Source organism: Nocardia transvalensis NBRC 15921 (genome assembly GCF_000308875.1).
Lineage (GTDB): Bacteria > Actinomycetota > Actinomycetes > Mycobacteriales > Mycobacteriaceae > Nocardia > Nocardia transvalensis.
In genome coordinates, this window is sequence record NZ_BAGL01000127.1 from 144,459 (window position 1) to 160,099 (window position 15,641).

A 15,641-nucleotide genomic window follows, 5' to 3' on the forward strand; every position below is an offset into this window, starting at 1 on the left:
ATGCCCCTCCGGCGCATCGGAGGATGCAAACAACTACTGGCATCGGCATACAGGAGCGCCTCGGCCAATGCAGCCGTCCCGGTTCCGCACCCGGTGGAGATCATCACAGCCGGGTAGCCGGAGGCGATCTCTGACCTGCTCGGGCAACTCGATACGTTCGCGACGGCGACGTTTGCCTCGGCTCAGAATCGACTGGAGATAGTCTCAGGTCCGGTTGGCTTTGAGCCTCCCATAGATGGCGTCCAGTGCATCTCGCAGCAGGGCTACCGTGTGGATTTCCAACTGTTCGCAATGAAAATAAGCCGAACTGCGGTATCGCGGCTAAGCGGCCCACTGGTATCTGATATGGCGGACTAAATTGTAACGCCGTAGCTATCTCGCCGCGCCATGCGCCGATCATGCCATTTGCCCCTACCGAAGGTCACCATTGATGGGTATTGTCCTAGCCCATCTCGCTGGAAGGGGATCTGTCATGCCGCTAACCGTTCAGCACCGCGCTGCAACTTCGCCAAACCGCAACAGCGCACTAACCCGATCCGAGATGCTCACTGCCTCACGGTTGGTGCTCGTGCCTGCCATGACCATCGGCATTATGGTGCATGCACCGATCGTCACGATCGGAACGCTACTGCTCTTCGTCTTGATGGACGTCGGCGACGGCATCCTGGCCCGCTGGCACGGCGAGGAGACGCTCCGCCGTCGCATGCTTGACTCCATCGCCGACCGATTCGCCGTACACGCGGTCTTCGCGGCTTACGCAGTGACCGCGATGTCGCTCCCCGCCGTGTGGCTCGCCCTGGTGGCGCGGGATGGTATCCAGACGGTCACCGGCATGAAAGCTGCGAAACAAGGGTTCATCGGTGTCGGCGGCATGTCGCACAAGCTCCTTGGCCTCGGGACCGCGGTCGTGGGTGGCTGGTTCGTCCTCAGGGACGGCGTGCCGTGGCAGCTCAGCGCTGCGATGGTGGCAGGACTGACTTGGTGCACAGTCACCTACACCGTTCAAATGAATCGTCTTCTGCGAAGGGAAAACACGACGGGGGTTGTACAGGTCCCAGCTGGTCTGGCCATAGCGCGGGGGAACGAGGGTGACGGGTAACAAGAACAATCCGGAGAGTGCCGATAAGCCTGCGGAAGACCCGGAGACGAGCGCAGGCGCACGTGAGGAACCCCAGCCTCGGAACGATGCGGATAAAACTTCATCAGGCGGGTCTGATGACACTACCCGCGATGCCAAAACACCGCCCGGGCTGGTTCCCCTGGAACCCAACGACCAGGCAATTATTGTCTGGGCCTCATCTCTTTTGGTTCTGATTGTCATCGGTATCGTGGGATGGACCAATCGGAATCTGTTTGATTTCCCAATTCACCTCGCTATCGCAGACGTGGCATATCTGATACTTTCGCCCCTGGTGCTATTGCCGGTGGGCACGGCCCTGGCCAAGCTAGTTGGAAAACAAGACCATAATGAACATCCATCGCATCGAGAGAAGGCCGCCCAAGCCGACAAACAAAAGCAGTGGCGCTACTTCTTCTTTTTATGGATTTCATCTATAGCCCAGTTCGCGATAATTACGGGGCTCATAGCAGAAACGGGTGGTGTGGTAAATAGTCCATATGCACCCATCCTCATCACCTTTCTAACCCTTGCCCTGTACGTGGCTCGGGGTGGCGACCGCAAGAGCCGGCTACGAGGAACGGGTTCGATCCTAATTCTGTGGACAACCGGCGTAATCCTCCTGACCGCGCTTACCGTTGTGCAACGGTGGGTTGAGCCGCTGAAGCCGGAACGGCAGGTGCAGCAAGCGGTCGATGAGCTTGCCGTCAAATGCCAAACACCCACCGTACTAGTTGAGCCGGCCATCCCGATGCTGCCGTATTGGTGGGTAAATATCATCACCCTTTCGATCGGCATGCTCATTGCATTCGGAATCAAATACTTCGCCAACCTGGACATGAGAGAATCGAGTACGTAGCAGGCGATCGTTAATTGCCAGCACATACAGCATCGTGTACCACTTCAACCCACATGATGGGCCATATCATACCTAGGGAGCCGCCAGAGTCTCTCTGAGATTTCCTGTACTACACCCTCCGGCGAATCTACGCTCGGGTGTCTCTGTGGCCTCAGAGTTCAGCCAGTAGCGTGACGCTGGACTACCAATTATGAGAGGGACAGAACCGGCTTCGGCCTATACTCCAGATTCTGCCTCCGTCCCATTCACATCCCGCTCCACCGCCTCAAAGATCCCCACATCCGTCTTCTGCTGCCACTCCGGCAGCTTCTCCCACGGCGCCACATACCCCGGCTTCGGATCAGGGATGCGGGCATAGATCTGTCCCACCCAGCAGATGGCCACGAACCGTCCCTTGGTCTCCGGGCTGAGGTGACTGGTGGCACCGTTCGTGAGTCGGATGAACTCGGCCACCTGCTCGTACACCGCAGCAGCGCTGGCCCGCTCCCAATCCGGCGTGCTCTCCCACGGCGTGATGTAGCTGTCCTTCGGTGTACCGGGATAGTGGGCAGTTACGCCCGCAATCCACGCATCCCGAAAGACCCTGCCGCCGTGTTCGTTAGCGCTTGTCACAGTGCTCCTTGCTCGTCATGGATCAGGGTGCCGCCGCTGTCAGGGTAGTGATCTGCCGGTCCAGGTGAGCGATGTGCCGGTCCCCCTCGAGTTCGCCAAGGTGCTGCCGCAACTGTCCGAGTCGCCGACCCAGATAGCCGGACTTGGTGCGGCGAGCAATATCTACCGCCGTTCCGCCATACCACACCGTTTGCACCGGATCAGCGCGTAAGGCCCCAGCCGCGGCCAGGTCGACCAGCACGCTAGCCCGCCTCCGGGTGGACAAGGGCCGACCGAGTAACGACGTCAGGATGTCCTCTGCCGGTCCAGGCCGGGCTAGCTGCACCAAGCAACTGGCTTGTTCCTCGTCGATGCGGGCACCGTTGAAGCGCAGCCAGCCGCAGATCGGGGTATCGGTGAGGGTCAGGACACCACGGGCCGCGTCGAACGCCTGCTCGCATCCGGCGGCATCGCCGAGGCCGGCGAGGACTTGCGCCCGCACGCTCTCCACCCAATATCGGGTGGGGAGCTGGCTATCGCCGCGATGAGCAATCCTGGCGGCCTGCTCCACCAGGGGCAGGGCATCTTGGTAGCGGGTATCGAAAATGCCCAAGTAGGCGTGCCGGGTCAGCGCACAGGCCCACAAGTCATAGGCCCGCGCCTCGGCCGCGAACGTGCCGGAGAGGGCGTAGCAGTGGGCCGCCTCGGCGAGGTGGTCGGCATCGAGCAGAATTTCGCCGGACAGTTGCAAGGCATCGGCGATCAGCTCTTGCTGGCGGCGCCGAAGCTCCGGAGTGCGGATATCGCGGAGACCTTCAATGAGCGTATGCATTTGCTCACGGGCGGCACCGAACACCACGGCTTTTGTTTCGGCCGCACCGTAGTCCTGCCACAGCAGCTCGTTGACCGCCTCGTGCTGCGCGAGCGTGGCGGCATCGGCCTGGCCTGTCACCGCGGCGAAACGCAGTCGATCCCAGTCGATCGTGACGGGGACAGCGAGGGTTGTGGCAATGCTCAGCAGCCGCAACAACTCTCGCCGATTCATGTCCGTAATCTCCGTGGGGTACCCACCGCCGGGTTTGGCGGAGTGACTACCACCCACAGTAGTAGACGCTGCTGCGCGGACCGGCTCAGCGGCCGGGATGCTCACCACGCCCGTTGCATCGGCTTGCGACAGTTCGCCGCTGGTCAGCCCGCCGGAAGCGCCCAGGCTGTGCCGGGAAGATATATGGTGCCGCTGCCGCCAGGCGGCTTCGCCTTCTCGCAGGATCTGCTCGAAGCGTTCCCGGTCCTCTGAGGTAGCCCGCTGGTCGAGCGCTGTGTCCAGGATGGCCTGCGTGGCCGAACGCGGCTTCACGCTGCCGAGTCCCGCCCGCCAATTCGTCACCGTGGTGGTTTCGAGGCCCAGGAGCGCGGCGAAGTCACGCACCGACCGCCGCATCGCTTCCTGCAACGCGGCTGCCTCAAATCCCGTCCACTCCCGCCCTCTGACCATAACCCCACCTACGGTACGCCCTGACCTGGGCAAACCCGTATGAAACCCACACACTATGCCCACGCCAGGCACTCGCGAGGGATTCATCCGGCCAGCCAGGCTGGAGGAGCGCTATTTCACTCTTCACAAAGGGAAACACCATGCCTCGCAATCTGTTTCGCTTGCTCGTCATGGCGGTCGCGGTCACCGGCTCGGTACTGGTCGGCGACGCCGACGGATCAGCTAGCGCCACACCATCCGCCCACTGCCCAATTGCTGCTCCAGTTCGCACCGGCGTCCCCGACCACATGAAGGAGTACTGCGACCGTCAGTACTATGACGAACTCATCCCCGGCTGCCAGGCCCGATTCAGCACGTCGGACAAGCGGCGGCAGTGCTACGAGCTGGTCAACCAGTGGTACGCCGATTGCCTGACAGGCAAGCACTATCCGTTCCGGTGGGCCCACGCACGTCTGCCAAAGGCCGAGGCAGCGGAATAGGATCAGGCGCATGCCGATCACGTGGGAGCTGGGCGAACCGATCGCTGTCCGCACGCTGCACCGAGGCGATGAACCGGTGACGGTGGAAATAGGCCGGCCGCGGCCGTACATGGAGAGCGAAGACTTCTTCTGCCCATTCCGCATCACTGGCATTGAGCTGCAGGAGGAGGGCTACACCGTCGGCGTAGATTCTGTCCAGGCGCTCACGTTGACGCTCGCTCGCGTCGGCGATGTATTGGCTGTCAGCGGCAACAGCTACAGCTTCCTGGGCGGAACGGATCTGGGGTTCCCGCGGAGTTCGGGGTAGTCCACGGCTGCTCCGTCGGTGTTTGGGAAGTCCAGTAGCCGTACAGACTGTCGGACTTTCGATTGGCCATCGACGACGAATACTTCTGCACTGCTTCGGGTTCAGCCCTGGGTGCCAGCCGCCTCGATACCCAAAAGGCCAGCGTCTCCCGGACCGATCAGCGCGCATAGCCACCTGCAACGGCACAATTTCCGACCCGGTCCCCTCCCGCCCCCTGGCCATAGCCCTATGTCAGTTAAACCACCCTGACCTGGGTAAATACGTTCAGTGGCCCCACAGTACCCCGCCACTAGCCTGTCGCGTCCGGAACCGCTTGGGGGCCAAAGTGAAACCGGTACCCGATACCACGCCGACGCTGTAGCAGGCTGTTTCCAGACAAAGCCGGAGAAGCGGCGAAAGCCCTTGGCATCGAGTACCTCCAGTACCGAATCGACCGACTTGGGGAGGTATCCGCACAATGCCGTACAACACGCTCGCCATCCACCGTCTCGTCGCCCTGACAGAACAGCAATCCCATCTGGCCCCAGATATTCCGTTCACCGTGGACTGTGCCCATGCGGTCATGCAATTCCACGTGGGCTGCCGGGCAGCGTTCTGTTTGCGCAAGGCCGCTGCGCTCGATGTTCTGGTCGCAGCTGGACTCGTGGTGCCGTCTACGGCTCATCCGCGGTGACGGCACATATCTATGACGAACAAGGTGCCATCACTGCCCAATGCCAAGCAATTGCACAGGGCATTCCGGGGTGAGGTTGAAGCAATCGAGCCGGTGAAGATCCTTGATGCGGCTGCCCGCATGGTTCCGGTATACGACAAGCGCAAGAAGGCCGTACGCACCATGCGCGAACAGGACGGTGTGGCCAGCGACGAACTACGCAGAGCGGTCGGGGATTTCATCACTGCCGAAGTGTCGCTGGCGGCGCTGGCGATGACCATCGACCGTAACGTCAGCGAAGTACTCCGAGGGCGGGACCACGTTTCCGGTGTCTGGCATACGGAGACAGTCGGTTTGGTGGTCTCGCGGATGGCCGAACTTTGGCTGAACTACCTCGACAATCAATCCCATGAGGACGCCTACTGGGTGGCCCGGATGAGTGATGCCTACAACTTCTTGGTCGCGGAGTTGACGACGGGGCGTCGACTGCCGCCGGATATGTGAGGGTGGGTGACTTCGATATGACGCCAGATCCTTTGCATGGCAGCACTTTTGTACAAGCGGACAGCCACCTGGCCGAGCATATGTGCCAAGTACGGTTGTTGGAGCTGACCATGGGACGCGCGTTCGAGCTACGCATCGCGCACCGCAACCATCCTCCGGACGAGTGTCTGGTCCACTTGGCCGTGGCGGTGTTCCTGCTCGACGGGGAATGAGGCGACTTGCCGGATTGGACGCGGCATCATTCCTGTCGCCACCATTCGAGACAACATCGGCACCGCATCGGGTACTCGGCAACCTTCGGATTCTCGACTGGAGACGAGGGGTGCCGTTCAGGAGGCGGCCAGTTGATCGTGCCGTTCGGTCATCACCGTCAGATCGGACACGGTTCCGATCTGACGACATTCCGAATGACGGCCCGCGCAAAATTTATAGCTCTACAAGCGCTGTTCTGGATCCACAGACACCTTAGACTCAGCGTTTCCGCTGGTAGGTCAGGTGGGTGGGACGGGTGGGGCTCGAACCCACGACCAACGGATTATGAGTCCGCGGCTCTAACCGACTGAGCTACCGTCCCCCGGCCGCAGCGCATGCTATGCGGGCTTGAAGATGGTACCGGGTTCGGGCGGGGGGCACCTAGTCGGATCGCCGGATAGGGTGGGCGGGGAACCGATGGGAGGAGTGGCGTGGCGGATTTGTTCGTGTACGTGTTGCGGGGGCATCAGTGGTTGTATGAGCGGTCGGGTGGGCTCGTGGGGCATCGGCTGCTGTTCGGGAATCCGACGTTGTTGTTGCGGACCGTGGGGCGGAAGACGGGGCAGGCGCGGACCTCTGCGCTGACGTATGCGCAGGATGGTGCGGATTTCGTGGTCACGGCGTCCAATGGTGGGTCGCCGCGGCCGCCGGGGTGGCTGGCCAATGTGAAGGCGCGGCCGGAGTGCGAGATCCAGGTGGGGCGGCGGCGGATTCCGGTCACGGCCCGGCCGACGTATCCGGACGATCCGGAGTACGCGCGGCGGTGGAAGCTGGCGGACGAGGTCAACGGCGGCCGGTATACGCAGTATCAGAAGATGACCGATCGGCCGATCGCGCTGGTGGTGCTGAGTCCGAGGTAGGGCCGGGACCCACGTGGTGTGGTGTGGATCCCGGCCAAAAGCGTGCCGGGATAACCTCGGAATAGAGGACATGCCGATCACCTCGGGGCGCGGCGTACCGATCACCTCGGGGCACGCGGCGTACCGATCACCTCGGGGCGCGGCGTACCGATCACCTCGGGGCACGCGGCGTACCGATCACCTCGGGGCACGGGCGTGCCGGGATCAGGTCGGCCGCGGTGAGTGCAACGGTCACACCGTGAGGATCGTGCGTCCCACTGCCTGGCGGGCTTCTATGGTGGCGTGTGCTTCGACTGCCTGGTCGAGCGGGAAGGTTTGGCCGACAACGACTTCCAGGTCTCCCTCGGCGGCGGCGACAAGGGCGCGGGTGCCGAGGGCGGCCCAGTCGGTTTCGGCGCGGGTGATGTCCATGAGGGTCAGGACGGTGATGCCCTGTGCCGCGGCGTGTTCGGTGTCGAGTTCGGCGAATCCGCCTGCGGCGTTGCCGTATCCGAGGAAACGACCGCCGCGGGCGAGGGCGCCGAGGGCGTCCTGGCCGATCCGGCCGCCCGCGCCGTCCAGCACGACATCGACCCCCGATCCGCCGGTGAGTTCCAGCACCTGATCAGTCCAGCCCGGTTCCTCGTAGTCCACCACCTCGGCCGCGCCGAGCCGCCGCGCCAGGGCCAGCTTGCGCTCGCCGTGGGCCGCCGCGATCACCCGCGCTCCCGCTTTGTGGGCCAGCTGGGTGAGCAGGGTGCCCAGGCCGCCGCCGGCCGCGGTGATCAATACCGTCCGGTCCGGCCGGAAGTCCGCCTGCCGAGCGACCGCCATCGCGGTCCGCCCGTCATGGACGAGCGCCGCGGCATGCACGAAATCCAGGCCCTCCGGCAATTCCGCCAACTCGCCCGACCGCGCCGCCGCCCGCTCGGCATACCCGCCGATCGGCAGCCCGCCGCCGATCCCGCTCGCGACAGTGGCCGTCGCCACACGTTTGCCGACCCACGCCGGATCGACGCCCTCCCCCACGGCCGAGACCACGCCGGCGATCGCGCCGCCCGGCACATACGGCGGCCGGATGTCGAAGAAGTCCGTGCCCCAGCCGCCGCGCAGCCGCGCGTCGAGGAACATCACATCCGCGGCGGCCACATCCACCACGACCTCGCCCGGACCGGCGACCGGATCCTGCGCCTCCGACAGCGCCAGCACCTCCGGACCACCGAACGCCTTGGCTTCGATCACTCGCATCCTGACCACTTCCTTCGTTCCGACGATGACGGGACCCAGCCTTCTACCTGAACGAAGGTTGAGGTCAAATCCGGATGCCGGGATTTCGCCACACGGCGGGTCGACTGGTGATCGAGTCGAAGGTTCGGCTATCCTGACAATCGAGGGGAGTACTTCCCAAGCGTCATGCCGGTCAGTACGGATTCCGCCATCGGAATCCCCGGGTGGCCACCCGAGTGAGGGTGAAGGAGACCTCGGGTGTTCCGCCATGCCCGAGGAGATCGATGAGCCCCACAGATTCCGTCCACGCCGCAGCATCCATCAGCACCATCGGTTCGCCGTGGCTGTGGGCTGCCACGATCGGCGGAGTCCTGCTCCTGCTGGGCTTGGACTTCCTGGTCACCCGCAAACCGCACGAGGTATCGATGCGGGAGGCGATCGGGTGGTCGGTCTTCTACATCGCGCTGCCGATCGTCTTCGGGCTCGTCCTCTGGGCCGGGTACGGCGGCGCCCCCGCGACCGAATTCTTCACCGGCTACCTGCTGGAGAAATCGCTCTCGGTCGACAACCTGTTCATCTTCATGCTGCTGCTGTCGGCGTTCGCGGTCCCGGCGGCGCTCGCGCAGCGGGTACTGCTGTTCGGCATCGTCGGCGCGCTGGTGTTGCGCGGCATCTTCATCGCCCTCGGCGCCGCCGCGCTCGCCTCGCTGGACTGGGCGTTCCTGTTGTTCGGCGCGATCCTGCTGGTGACGGCCGCCAAACTGCTCGTCGACGCGGTCCGCGGGCAGGAACAGGAAGTCGATATCGCGAGCATGCGGTCGGTGCGGCTGATGCGCAAACTCATGCCGGTCACCGACGACTACCACGGCACCAGCATGACGGTGCGCGAGGCCGGTAAGCGGGCGCTGACCCCGCTGGCGCTGGTGGTCACCGCGGTGATGGCCACCGACCTCGTGTTCGCGGTCGACTCGGTGCCGGCGGTCTACGGCGTCACCGGCGATCCGTATCTGGTCTTCGCCACCAACGCGTTCGCGCTGCTCGGCCTGCGGGCGCTGTACTTCGTCCTGCAGGCGGCGCTGTCGCGGCTGGTGCACCTGGCCTACGGTCTGGGCGTCATCCTGGCGTTCATCGGCGTGAAGCTGGTGCTGCACTGGGCGCACGAGATCTGGACCTGGCTGCCGGAGATCCCGACGCTGGCCTCGCTGGGCGTGATCGTGGTGGTGCTCGCGGTGGTCACCGTCACCAGCCTGTGGGCGACCCGTGATGCCGATTCCGAGACGACGGCGTCGGCCTCGTAATCCACGGCGGTTGATCGGCCACTCCACCCGGGCTTACTGTGAACCGTGCTGTTACAACGGTTCCGCCGCGTCGACCTGGGCCGCATGCAACGAGCCGTGGACGATCTGGTGCTGTCGGAGGCGGTGTTCAAGACCTGCCCCTGGCAGCCGCGGGAACTCGTGGAAACCGGTCTGCGCCAATGGCTGCGGTGCTGCGGCGCGGCCATGCGCGACGAGCAGATCATCGGCATGCCGTCACACGCGGTCGACGAGGCGTGGCACGGGCTGATCCTGTGCACCGCCCGCTACGCCCGGTTCTGCGACGCCGCCTACGGCCGGTTCCTGCATCACTTCCCGGAGGGCGACGGATCCGGCAGCGGCTCCGGCGATTCCATGGCCACGCAGCTCGGCCGCACCGTCGTCGCCTGGACCATGGTGGCCCGGCCCGGCGAGAAGTGCGTGCTGTGGGACCTCGACACCGTGGTCGGTGTCGAGCATCCCTGGGGCATTACGCGCGACCATGTCGAATCCGTCGAATCCGCGCTGCGCACATCCGAGTCCCGGTGAAGCCGCGGTAGCGTCAGCTGCCACCGCCACCGCCTCCTCCGCCGCAACCGCCCCCACCACCTCCGCCGCCACAACTGCTTCCCCCGCCACCACAACTGCTCCCGCCGCCACCACAGCTACTCCCGCCGCCACAGCCGCTGTTCCCGCCACCACAACTGCTGGAGGAATCACCGCCCGCGTAGTAACTCCCGCCGGATCCGGAACCGCCGTATCCCCACCGGTTCCGCCGCTGGGAGTTGTTGGCGGACTTCACTATCGCCGCGACGACGGCCGCGATACCCCCGATCACGACCGCGACGAAGGCGATTCCAATCACAATTGTCATAGCCGGACAGTAGCCAATCACGCCAAAGATCGGCTTAAGAACCGGTAGCCGACACCTGGCCCCGGACGAGGACGAGACGCTCTAGCGATCGCACCTGACCGGGTCACCGTTGACGGCGTGCTCGTCACACTCATCATGGAACGACCCGGCCGCACGGAAACTGCTGCGGGACCATGGATCCCGGCGCTGCGGGTCCCGCGCGGCCCGGACGAGCAGAACCACACACCCGCAAATCAGGCTGATCGCAGCGACCATCGTCACAGTATCCATAACGGGAACCTAGGAGCGGGCCCCAACGACCCGCTTAAGATCCGGTTGCAGGGCTAGGTGAGTTTGACGCGGGCGGCGACGAAGCGGGCTACGGCGGGGGCGAAGCGGTTGAAGTGGTACTGGAGGTGGGCCTCGGGGGTTACGGGGACGACGGCGCGGTCGCGTTCGACGGCGCGGACGATCTGGGCGGCGACCTTCTCGGGTCCGTAGCTGCGCATCCGGTAGAGGTTGTCGTACTTGGCCTGCTTGGCGGCCTCCTCGTCCGCGGAGACGCCCGAGAACTTGGTCGTGGCAACGATATTGGTGTGCACGATGCCGGGGCAGATCGTGTGCACGGCGATGCCCTTGCCTGCGAGTTCGGCGCGCAGGCAGTCGGAGAACATGAAGACCGCGGACTTGCTGGTGGAGTAGGCGCTGAAGCCACGCTGCGGGGTGTAGGCGGCCATACTGGAGAGATTGACGATGTGGCCGCCCAGCCCGCGCTCGGCCATCGCGGCGCCGAAGGTGCGGCAGCCGTTGACCACTCCCCCGAGGTTCACCCGCAGCACCCGGTCGAATTCGCTTGCGCTGGTGGCGAAGAAGTCGCCGGCCTGGCCGATGCCCGCGTTGTTGATCAGGATGTCGGGCACCCCGTGCGCGGCGATCACAGCGGCGGCATGGTCGGCCACGGCGCTCTCGTCGGAGACGTCCAGCGCGTAGGGATGCGCGACACCGCCTGCGGCCGTGACCAATTCGGCGGTCTCCTTGGCCGCGTCCAGATTGATGTCCGACAGCACGATCTCGGCCCCGCGGCGCGCGAAGTCCAGCGCGGTCTCGCGCCCGATCCCGCTGCCGCCGCCGGTGATCACCACCAGCTGATCCTCGAACCGCCGCCGCGCGCGACCCACCTCGGCCCGACGCAGCGCCCGCGGGGCGTCCCCGCCGCCGATCGATTCGACGAGTTCGGTGGTGGCCGTGGCCAGCAATTCCGGATGCGAGAACGGCAGCCAGTGGCCGCCGCCGACCTCGCGCCGCCACAGCCGCGGCACCCACTGTTGCGAATCGGAGTATCCCGCGGGCCGCACCGCCACGTCGCGGCGGGCGATGATCAGCTGCACCGGCACCTCGGTGCGGCGCTCGCGCGGGCTCAGCAGCCGCTGCACGATATTGGCGCGATAGATCCGCATCCCGTCGAAGAAGTCCTCGCGGAACGTCGGCCCCAGTGTGACGTTGTCCGGGGCGGTTTCGTTCATCAGGCCGACGAACCGCCGCCAGACCCGCTCCGCCGACAGCGGACGCAGCACCACCCGCGGCACCCCCGGCGTCATGAACAGGAAGGTGTACGCCGACGACAGCAGCTGCGTGAACGGCCCCCAGACCGCACCGCGAGACAGCTTGGCGCGCATCCACTTTCCCATGTGGTCGAGGTTGGGGCCGGAGACCGAGGTGAACGAGGCGATCCGGTCGGCGGCCTGCGGTTCGCACACCGCCTCCCACATCTCCACCGAACCCCAGTCGTGCGCGAGCACGTGGACGGGCCGGTCGGGGCTGACCGCGCCGGCGACGGCGAAGAAGTCGGCGGCGAACCGGTCCAGCCGGTAGTCCTCGGTGCGCGCGGTGCGCGTCGAGCGGCCGTGCCCGCGGGTGTCGTAGGCGACGACGTGAAACCTGTTCGCCAGCAACGGGATCACCCGATCCCACAGGTGGTGGTCGTCGGGCCAGCCGTGCACCAGCACCACGGTCTCGGCGCTCGGCTCGCCGTATTCGTAGACGGCGAGGTCGAATTCGCCGCTGCGCACGGTCCGCTCCACGTCGGGAACGGGAATCTGTTCGGTCACGATGTTCTCCTTCGGCACTTCGTCGTGCGGGTGGCGGATCTCAGAGATCCAGCACCAAACGGTCACCGTCGCAGCGGGATACGCACAGCAGCATCTCCCCGTCCGCGCGTTCGTCCGGGGTGAGTACGGTGTCGCGATGATCTACTGTCCCAGACAGTGTACGCACCTTGCAGGTGCGGCAGAAGCCCTGCCTGCACGAGTACGCGGTGTCCGGGCGCACCTTCAGCACCTCCTCCAGCGCCGATCGGTCGGCCGGCACCTCCACCACCTCGCCCGTGCGCGCGAGTTCGACCGCGAACGGCTTGCCGTCGACGACGGGCGGGGCGGAGAACCGCTCGGAGTGCAGTTCCACGGCGGGTAGCGCGCGCACGGCGGCGGCGACGGTGGCCGTCATCGCGACCGGGCCGCAGCAGTACACCGAGGTATCGGGCCCGACCCGCGGCAGGAGATCCGCCGCGGTCGGCAGGCCGTGCTCGTCGTCGGTGCGCACGGTCACCCGCGTGCCGAAACTCTCGATCTCGTCGAGGAACGGAATGGTGTCGCGGCTGCGTCCGGCGTAGACCATGGTCCAGTCGACGCCCAGCCGGTGCGCCATCCGCACCATCGGCAGGATCGGCGTGATGCCGATGCCGCCCGCCACGAAATGCACACGGGCGGCGGCGGAACCGTGACCGGGCAGCACGAACGGGAAGGCGTTGCGCGGGCCGCGGACCGTGATCGGACTGCCGGTCGTCAGCGTCTCGTGCACCTCCAGCGATCCGCCGCCGCCGTCCGGAATGCGCCGCACCGCAACGCGATAGCTGTGCCGGTCGGCCGGATCGCCGCACAGCGAGTACTGGCGCAGCTTGCCCGACGGCAGCTCCAGGTCGAGGTGCGCGCCGGGGCGCCACGGCGGCAGTTCGCGGCCGTCGGGCGCGGCGAGCAGGAGGCTGATCACATCGGTGTCGCGGGCCTCCACGCGCCGGTGCACCACCGTCAGGGCCAGACGCCGATCGTCCACGCGGCCTCCGGGTTCCGCGCGGTTGATCAGCGATGCCCAGCGCATGCGGGTCTCGGCGATGGTGTGGAAGACCCGGATCGCGCGGTCCGGCCGGTGCTTGCCGTACAGGTCCACCGGGGGCCGCGCCGGCACCGGCCGCCGTGTGGTCACGAAGCCATCCGTTGTGCCGCAGGTGATTTGGCCAGATACGCGACGGCCTGCGCGGTCGATCCGACCGACGCCGGGGTGTAACCCGGCTGGAATACCGACAGCGCGCTCCACAGCAGCGACGGAATTCCCGGCGACGCGCCCCGCCACATCGAGCCGAAGATCTTCAGCACCAGCCGGGGATAGCGCATATCCGGCAGCGAAGGATCTTGGCGCACAAGGTATTTCGTGCCGCGCAGCAGGAGCGATACGAAGATCGGGAAGGTGATGAGCATCAGCGCGCAGCGCCGGACGTAGCCGACATCGAAGTACTCCGCGACGTCGTGCGCGACGAAACGGTGCTCGACCTCCTCGGCGCCGTGCCAGCGGAACAGGTCCAGCACGTTCGGGTCGGCGCCGAACTTCTCGAGATCGGCATTGAGCACCCAGTCGCCCAGGAACGCGAAGAAGTGCTCGAGGGTCGCGATGAAGCCCAGGCGCTCGACCAGCGTCTGGAATTCCCGGCGGGCATTCTCGCTCTCACGGGGACCGAGGGTCTTGCGGAACAGGAACTCCATCTGCCGCACGTACGGCTCGACATCGATGCCGTGCGCGGCGAACACCTCGTCCAGCACCCCGTTGTGGGCCTCGGCGTGCATCGATTCCTGGCCGATGAACCCGAGCATCTGCTCGCGCAGCTTCTCGTCCTTGACCAGCGGCAGCGCCTCGGAGAACGTCTGGCAGAACATCCGCTCACCCTCCGGGAGCAGCAGGTTCAGCGCATTGATCAGGTGCGAGCCGATGGGCTCGGCGGGCATCCAGTGCAACGGCGTGTCACGCCAGTCGAACTGCACGTTCCGGGCCTGCAGGGCCACCTCACCCGGATCGATCGTCACGCGGCGCGCCCGAGAGGGAAGTAGCTTCATCGGTACTCCTGGTGTTCTGGTCCCGGCGGTCGGTCCTTTCGACAGCCGTTTGCTTCGTGACCGTAGCAACAGTGTACCTATATATGCGACTTCGAGTTACACCTAGCGTGCGCGAGTGGCAGACCGCAGGTCAGCGCTTGGTCAGCGGCCGTATCAGCGTTTCGCCCCCGGCGACGGACGTGGTGGCCTTGGTGTAGACGTGACCGGGTTCGACCACATCGGACAGCACGATGTGCACCTGTTTGGTGTCGAAGTGCCCCTCGGCGCAGTTCGGGTCGCAGGTGTTGAACTTCTGGACCCCGTCACCCTCGGCCGTCTCCGGCCCCCAGGTCTTCCACTGGATCTCCTCCACCCGCAGGCCCAGATCCGCGCAGGCCAGGATCAGATTCGCCGGGCGGACGGCGGGCTTGTCGAACGGGCAGTCGATCACCTCGGGCAGCGAGTTCGCCGTGGGCGCCTGCCCGGAATCGTCCCCGCCGCAGCCCGCCAGCGCCAGGGCCACCGACACCGCCGCCGCGGCGACGGCGAGCCCGCGTCCAGGTGCCGGAATACCGATCATCCGCACTCGTCTGCCTCCATCCAGCCTCTGTTCACCGGATCATTACCCATCCGGGCCGTGTTCGCACGCGGCGCGCGGAAATTCCCCCGGCGCGCGCCTCGGCGACCGTCAGCTGCCGCCCTCGCGCCAGCCCCGCGACCATGCCCAGAGCGGCTCCAGCGCCACGGCGAGTTCCCTTCCGGCCGTAGTCAATTCATAGGCCTTGTCAGGACGCTTCAGCACCAGACCGGCGCTCTGCAGGTGCTGCAGGCGCACCGAGAGCATGCTCGACGAGCAGTTGTCCATGCGGCGGCGCAGTTCCAGGAAGCCGATCGGGCCGGGCTCGATCCCCCAGACGATCCGCAGCATCCAGCGCTGGCCGAGCAGGTCCATCGCGGCGTGCATCGGCGCCGGGTCGCCCGCAGCGGGCCGTCTTGCGCTTCTCATTTCGAACTACCATAGTGATTCTGAAT

General features: G+C 65.6%; 18 protein-coding genes and 1 tRNA gene. 10 read left to right on the plus strand and 9 right to left on the minus strand.

Features of this window, described 5'->3' with window-relative positions; translation table 11 throughout:
• Positions 1-541 precede the first annotated feature (541 nt).
• Both ON41_RS36490 and ON41_RS42080 read left to right on the plus strand, forming a co-directional pair.
• Positions 542-1,099 carry a CDP-alcohol phosphatidyltransferase family protein gene (locus tag ON41_RS36490; RefSeq protein ID WP_040753464.1) on the plus strand — a complete coding sequence of 186 codons (558 nt, stop codon included), beginning with the start codon at positions 542-544 and terminating at the stop codon, positions 1,097-1,099.
• Positions 1,089-1,976 carry a hypothetical protein gene (locus ON41_RS42080; protein WP_157185759.1) on the plus strand — a complete coding sequence of 296 codons (888 nt, stop codon included), beginning with the start codon at positions 1,089-1,091 and terminating at the stop codon, positions 1,974-1,976. The genes ON41_RS36490 and ON41_RS42080 overlap by 11 nt, the downstream gene beginning before the upstream one ends.
• Positions 1,977-2,192: 216 nt before the next feature.
• Here ON41_RS42080 and ON41_RS36500 read toward each other — a convergent pair whose 3' ends face one another.
• The gene (locus ON41_RS36500; RefSeq protein ID WP_040753467.1) at positions 2,193-2,588 is read right to left on the minus strand and encodes a hypothetical protein; all 396 of its coding nucleotides are present in this window, start codon (positions 2,586-2,588) and stop codon (positions 2,193-2,195) included.
• A 22-nt stretch (positions 2,589-2,610) separates the two neighbouring features.
• On the minus strand, positions 2,611-4,062 hold the full coding sequence (locus ON41_RS40930) for an NsdA family TPR-like regulatory protein (protein ID WP_051163335.1): 1,452 nt from the start codon (positions 4,060-4,062) through the stop codon (positions 2,611-2,613).
• Between the two features lie 140 nt (positions 4,063-4,202).
• On the opposite strand from ON41_RS40930, the gene ON41_RS42085 reads away from it, so the two are divergent.
• The 5 genes from ON41_RS42085 (at position 4,203) to ON41_RS36525 (ending at position 6,216) form a co-directional block, all read left to right on the plus strand.
• Positions 4,203-4,541, plus strand: a complete 339-nt coding sequence (locus ON41_RS42085) for a hypothetical protein (protein ID WP_157185760.1) — start codon at positions 4,203-4,205, stop codon at positions 4,539-4,541.
• A 10-nt stretch (positions 4,542-4,551) separates the two neighbouring features.
• Entirely contained in the window at positions 4,552-4,848 is a 297-nt protein-coding gene (locus ON41_RS36515) for a DUF6968 family protein (RefSeq protein WP_040753469.1), read from the plus strand.
• A gap of 457 nt (positions 4,849-5,305) precedes the next feature.
• Complete coding sequence (locus ON41_RS42090; RefSeq protein WP_157185761.1) at positions 5,306-5,521, plus strand: hypothetical protein; 216 nt, start codon at positions 5,306-5,308, stop codon at positions 5,519-5,521.
• 12 nt (positions 5,522-5,533) lie between these two features.
• On the plus strand, positions 5,534-6,004 hold the full coding sequence (locus tag ON41_RS36520; RefSeq protein ID WP_157185762.1) for a hypothetical protein: 471 nt from the start codon (positions 5,534-5,536) through the stop codon (positions 6,002-6,004).
• Positions 6,005-6,006: 2 nt separating this feature from the next.
• Positions 6,007-6,216 (plus strand): hypothetical protein, encoded by a 210-nt coding sequence (locus ON41_RS36525; RefSeq protein ID WP_246829672.1) that lies wholly within the window; start codon positions 6,007-6,009, stop codon positions 6,214-6,216.
• A gap of 288 nt (positions 6,217-6,504) precedes the next feature.
• On the opposite strand, the gene ON41_RS36530 is transcribed toward ON41_RS36525, so the two are convergent.
• Positions 6,505-6,578 (minus strand) — tRNA-Ile (locus ON41_RS36530).
• Positions 6,579-6,687: 109 nt separating this feature from the next.
• Between ON41_RS36530 and ON41_RS36535 the strand changes: the two genes are divergently transcribed.
• Positions 6,688-7,116, plus strand: a complete 429-nt coding sequence (locus ON41_RS36535) for a nitroreductase family deazaflavin-dependent oxidoreductase (protein WP_040753472.1) — start codon at positions 6,688-6,690, stop codon at positions 7,114-7,116.
• A 231-nt stretch (positions 7,117-7,347) separates the two neighbouring features.
• Here the strand turns inward: ON41_RS36535 and ON41_RS36540 are convergent, their stop codons facing one another.
• Positions 7,348-8,343: a zinc-binding dehydrogenase gene (locus ON41_RS36540; protein WP_040753473.1), complete on the minus strand. Its 996-nt coding sequence runs from the start codon at positions 8,341-8,343 to the stop codon at positions 7,348-7,350.
• Between the two features lie 263 nt (positions 8,344-8,606).
• On the opposite strand from ON41_RS36540, the gene ON41_RS36545 reads away from it, so the two are divergent.
• Positions 8,607-9,620, plus strand: a complete 1,014-nt coding sequence (locus ON41_RS36545) for a TerC/Alx family metal homeostasis membrane protein (RefSeq protein WP_040753474.1) — start codon at positions 8,607-8,609, stop codon at positions 9,618-9,620.
• A gap of 84 nt (positions 9,621-9,704) precedes the next feature.
• A complete protein-coding gene (locus ON41_RS36550; protein ID WP_051163378.1) occupies positions 9,705-10,166 on the plus strand; it encodes a UCP032817 domain-containing protein in 462 nt (153 codons plus the stop codon).
• Between the two features lie 648 nt (positions 10,167-10,814).
• On the opposite strand, the gene ON41_RS36555 is transcribed toward ON41_RS36550, so the two are convergent.
• The 5 genes from ON41_RS36555 to ON41_RS36575 form a co-directional block, all read right to left on the minus strand.
• A complete protein-coding gene (locus ON41_RS36555; RefSeq protein ID WP_083905905.1) occupies positions 10,815-12,578 on the minus strand; it encodes an SDR family oxidoreductase in 1,764 nt (587 codons plus the stop codon).
• 40 nt (positions 12,579-12,618) lie between these two features.
• Entirely contained in the window at positions 12,619-13,728 is a 1,110-nt protein-coding gene (locus ON41_RS36560; protein ID WP_040753475.1) for a PDR/VanB family oxidoreductase, read from the minus strand.
• Entirely contained in the window at positions 13,725-14,630 is a 906-nt protein-coding gene (locus ON41_RS36565) for a metal-dependent hydrolase (protein WP_040753477.1), read from the minus strand. The genes ON41_RS36560 and ON41_RS36565 overlap by 4 nt, the downstream gene beginning before the upstream one ends.
• Positions 14,631-14,760: 130 nt before the next feature.
• Complete coding sequence (locus tag ON41_RS39540) at positions 14,761-15,189, minus strand: hypothetical protein (RefSeq protein ID WP_051163339.1); 429 nt, start codon at positions 15,187-15,189, stop codon at positions 14,761-14,763.
• 108 nt (positions 15,190-15,297) lie between these two features.
• Positions 15,298-15,615 carry a winged helix-turn-helix transcriptional regulator gene (locus ON41_RS36575; protein WP_051163341.1) on the minus strand — a complete coding sequence of 106 codons (318 nt, stop codon included), beginning with the start codon at positions 15,613-15,615 and terminating at the stop codon, positions 15,298-15,300.
• Positions 15,616-15,641: the final 26 nt, after the last annotated feature.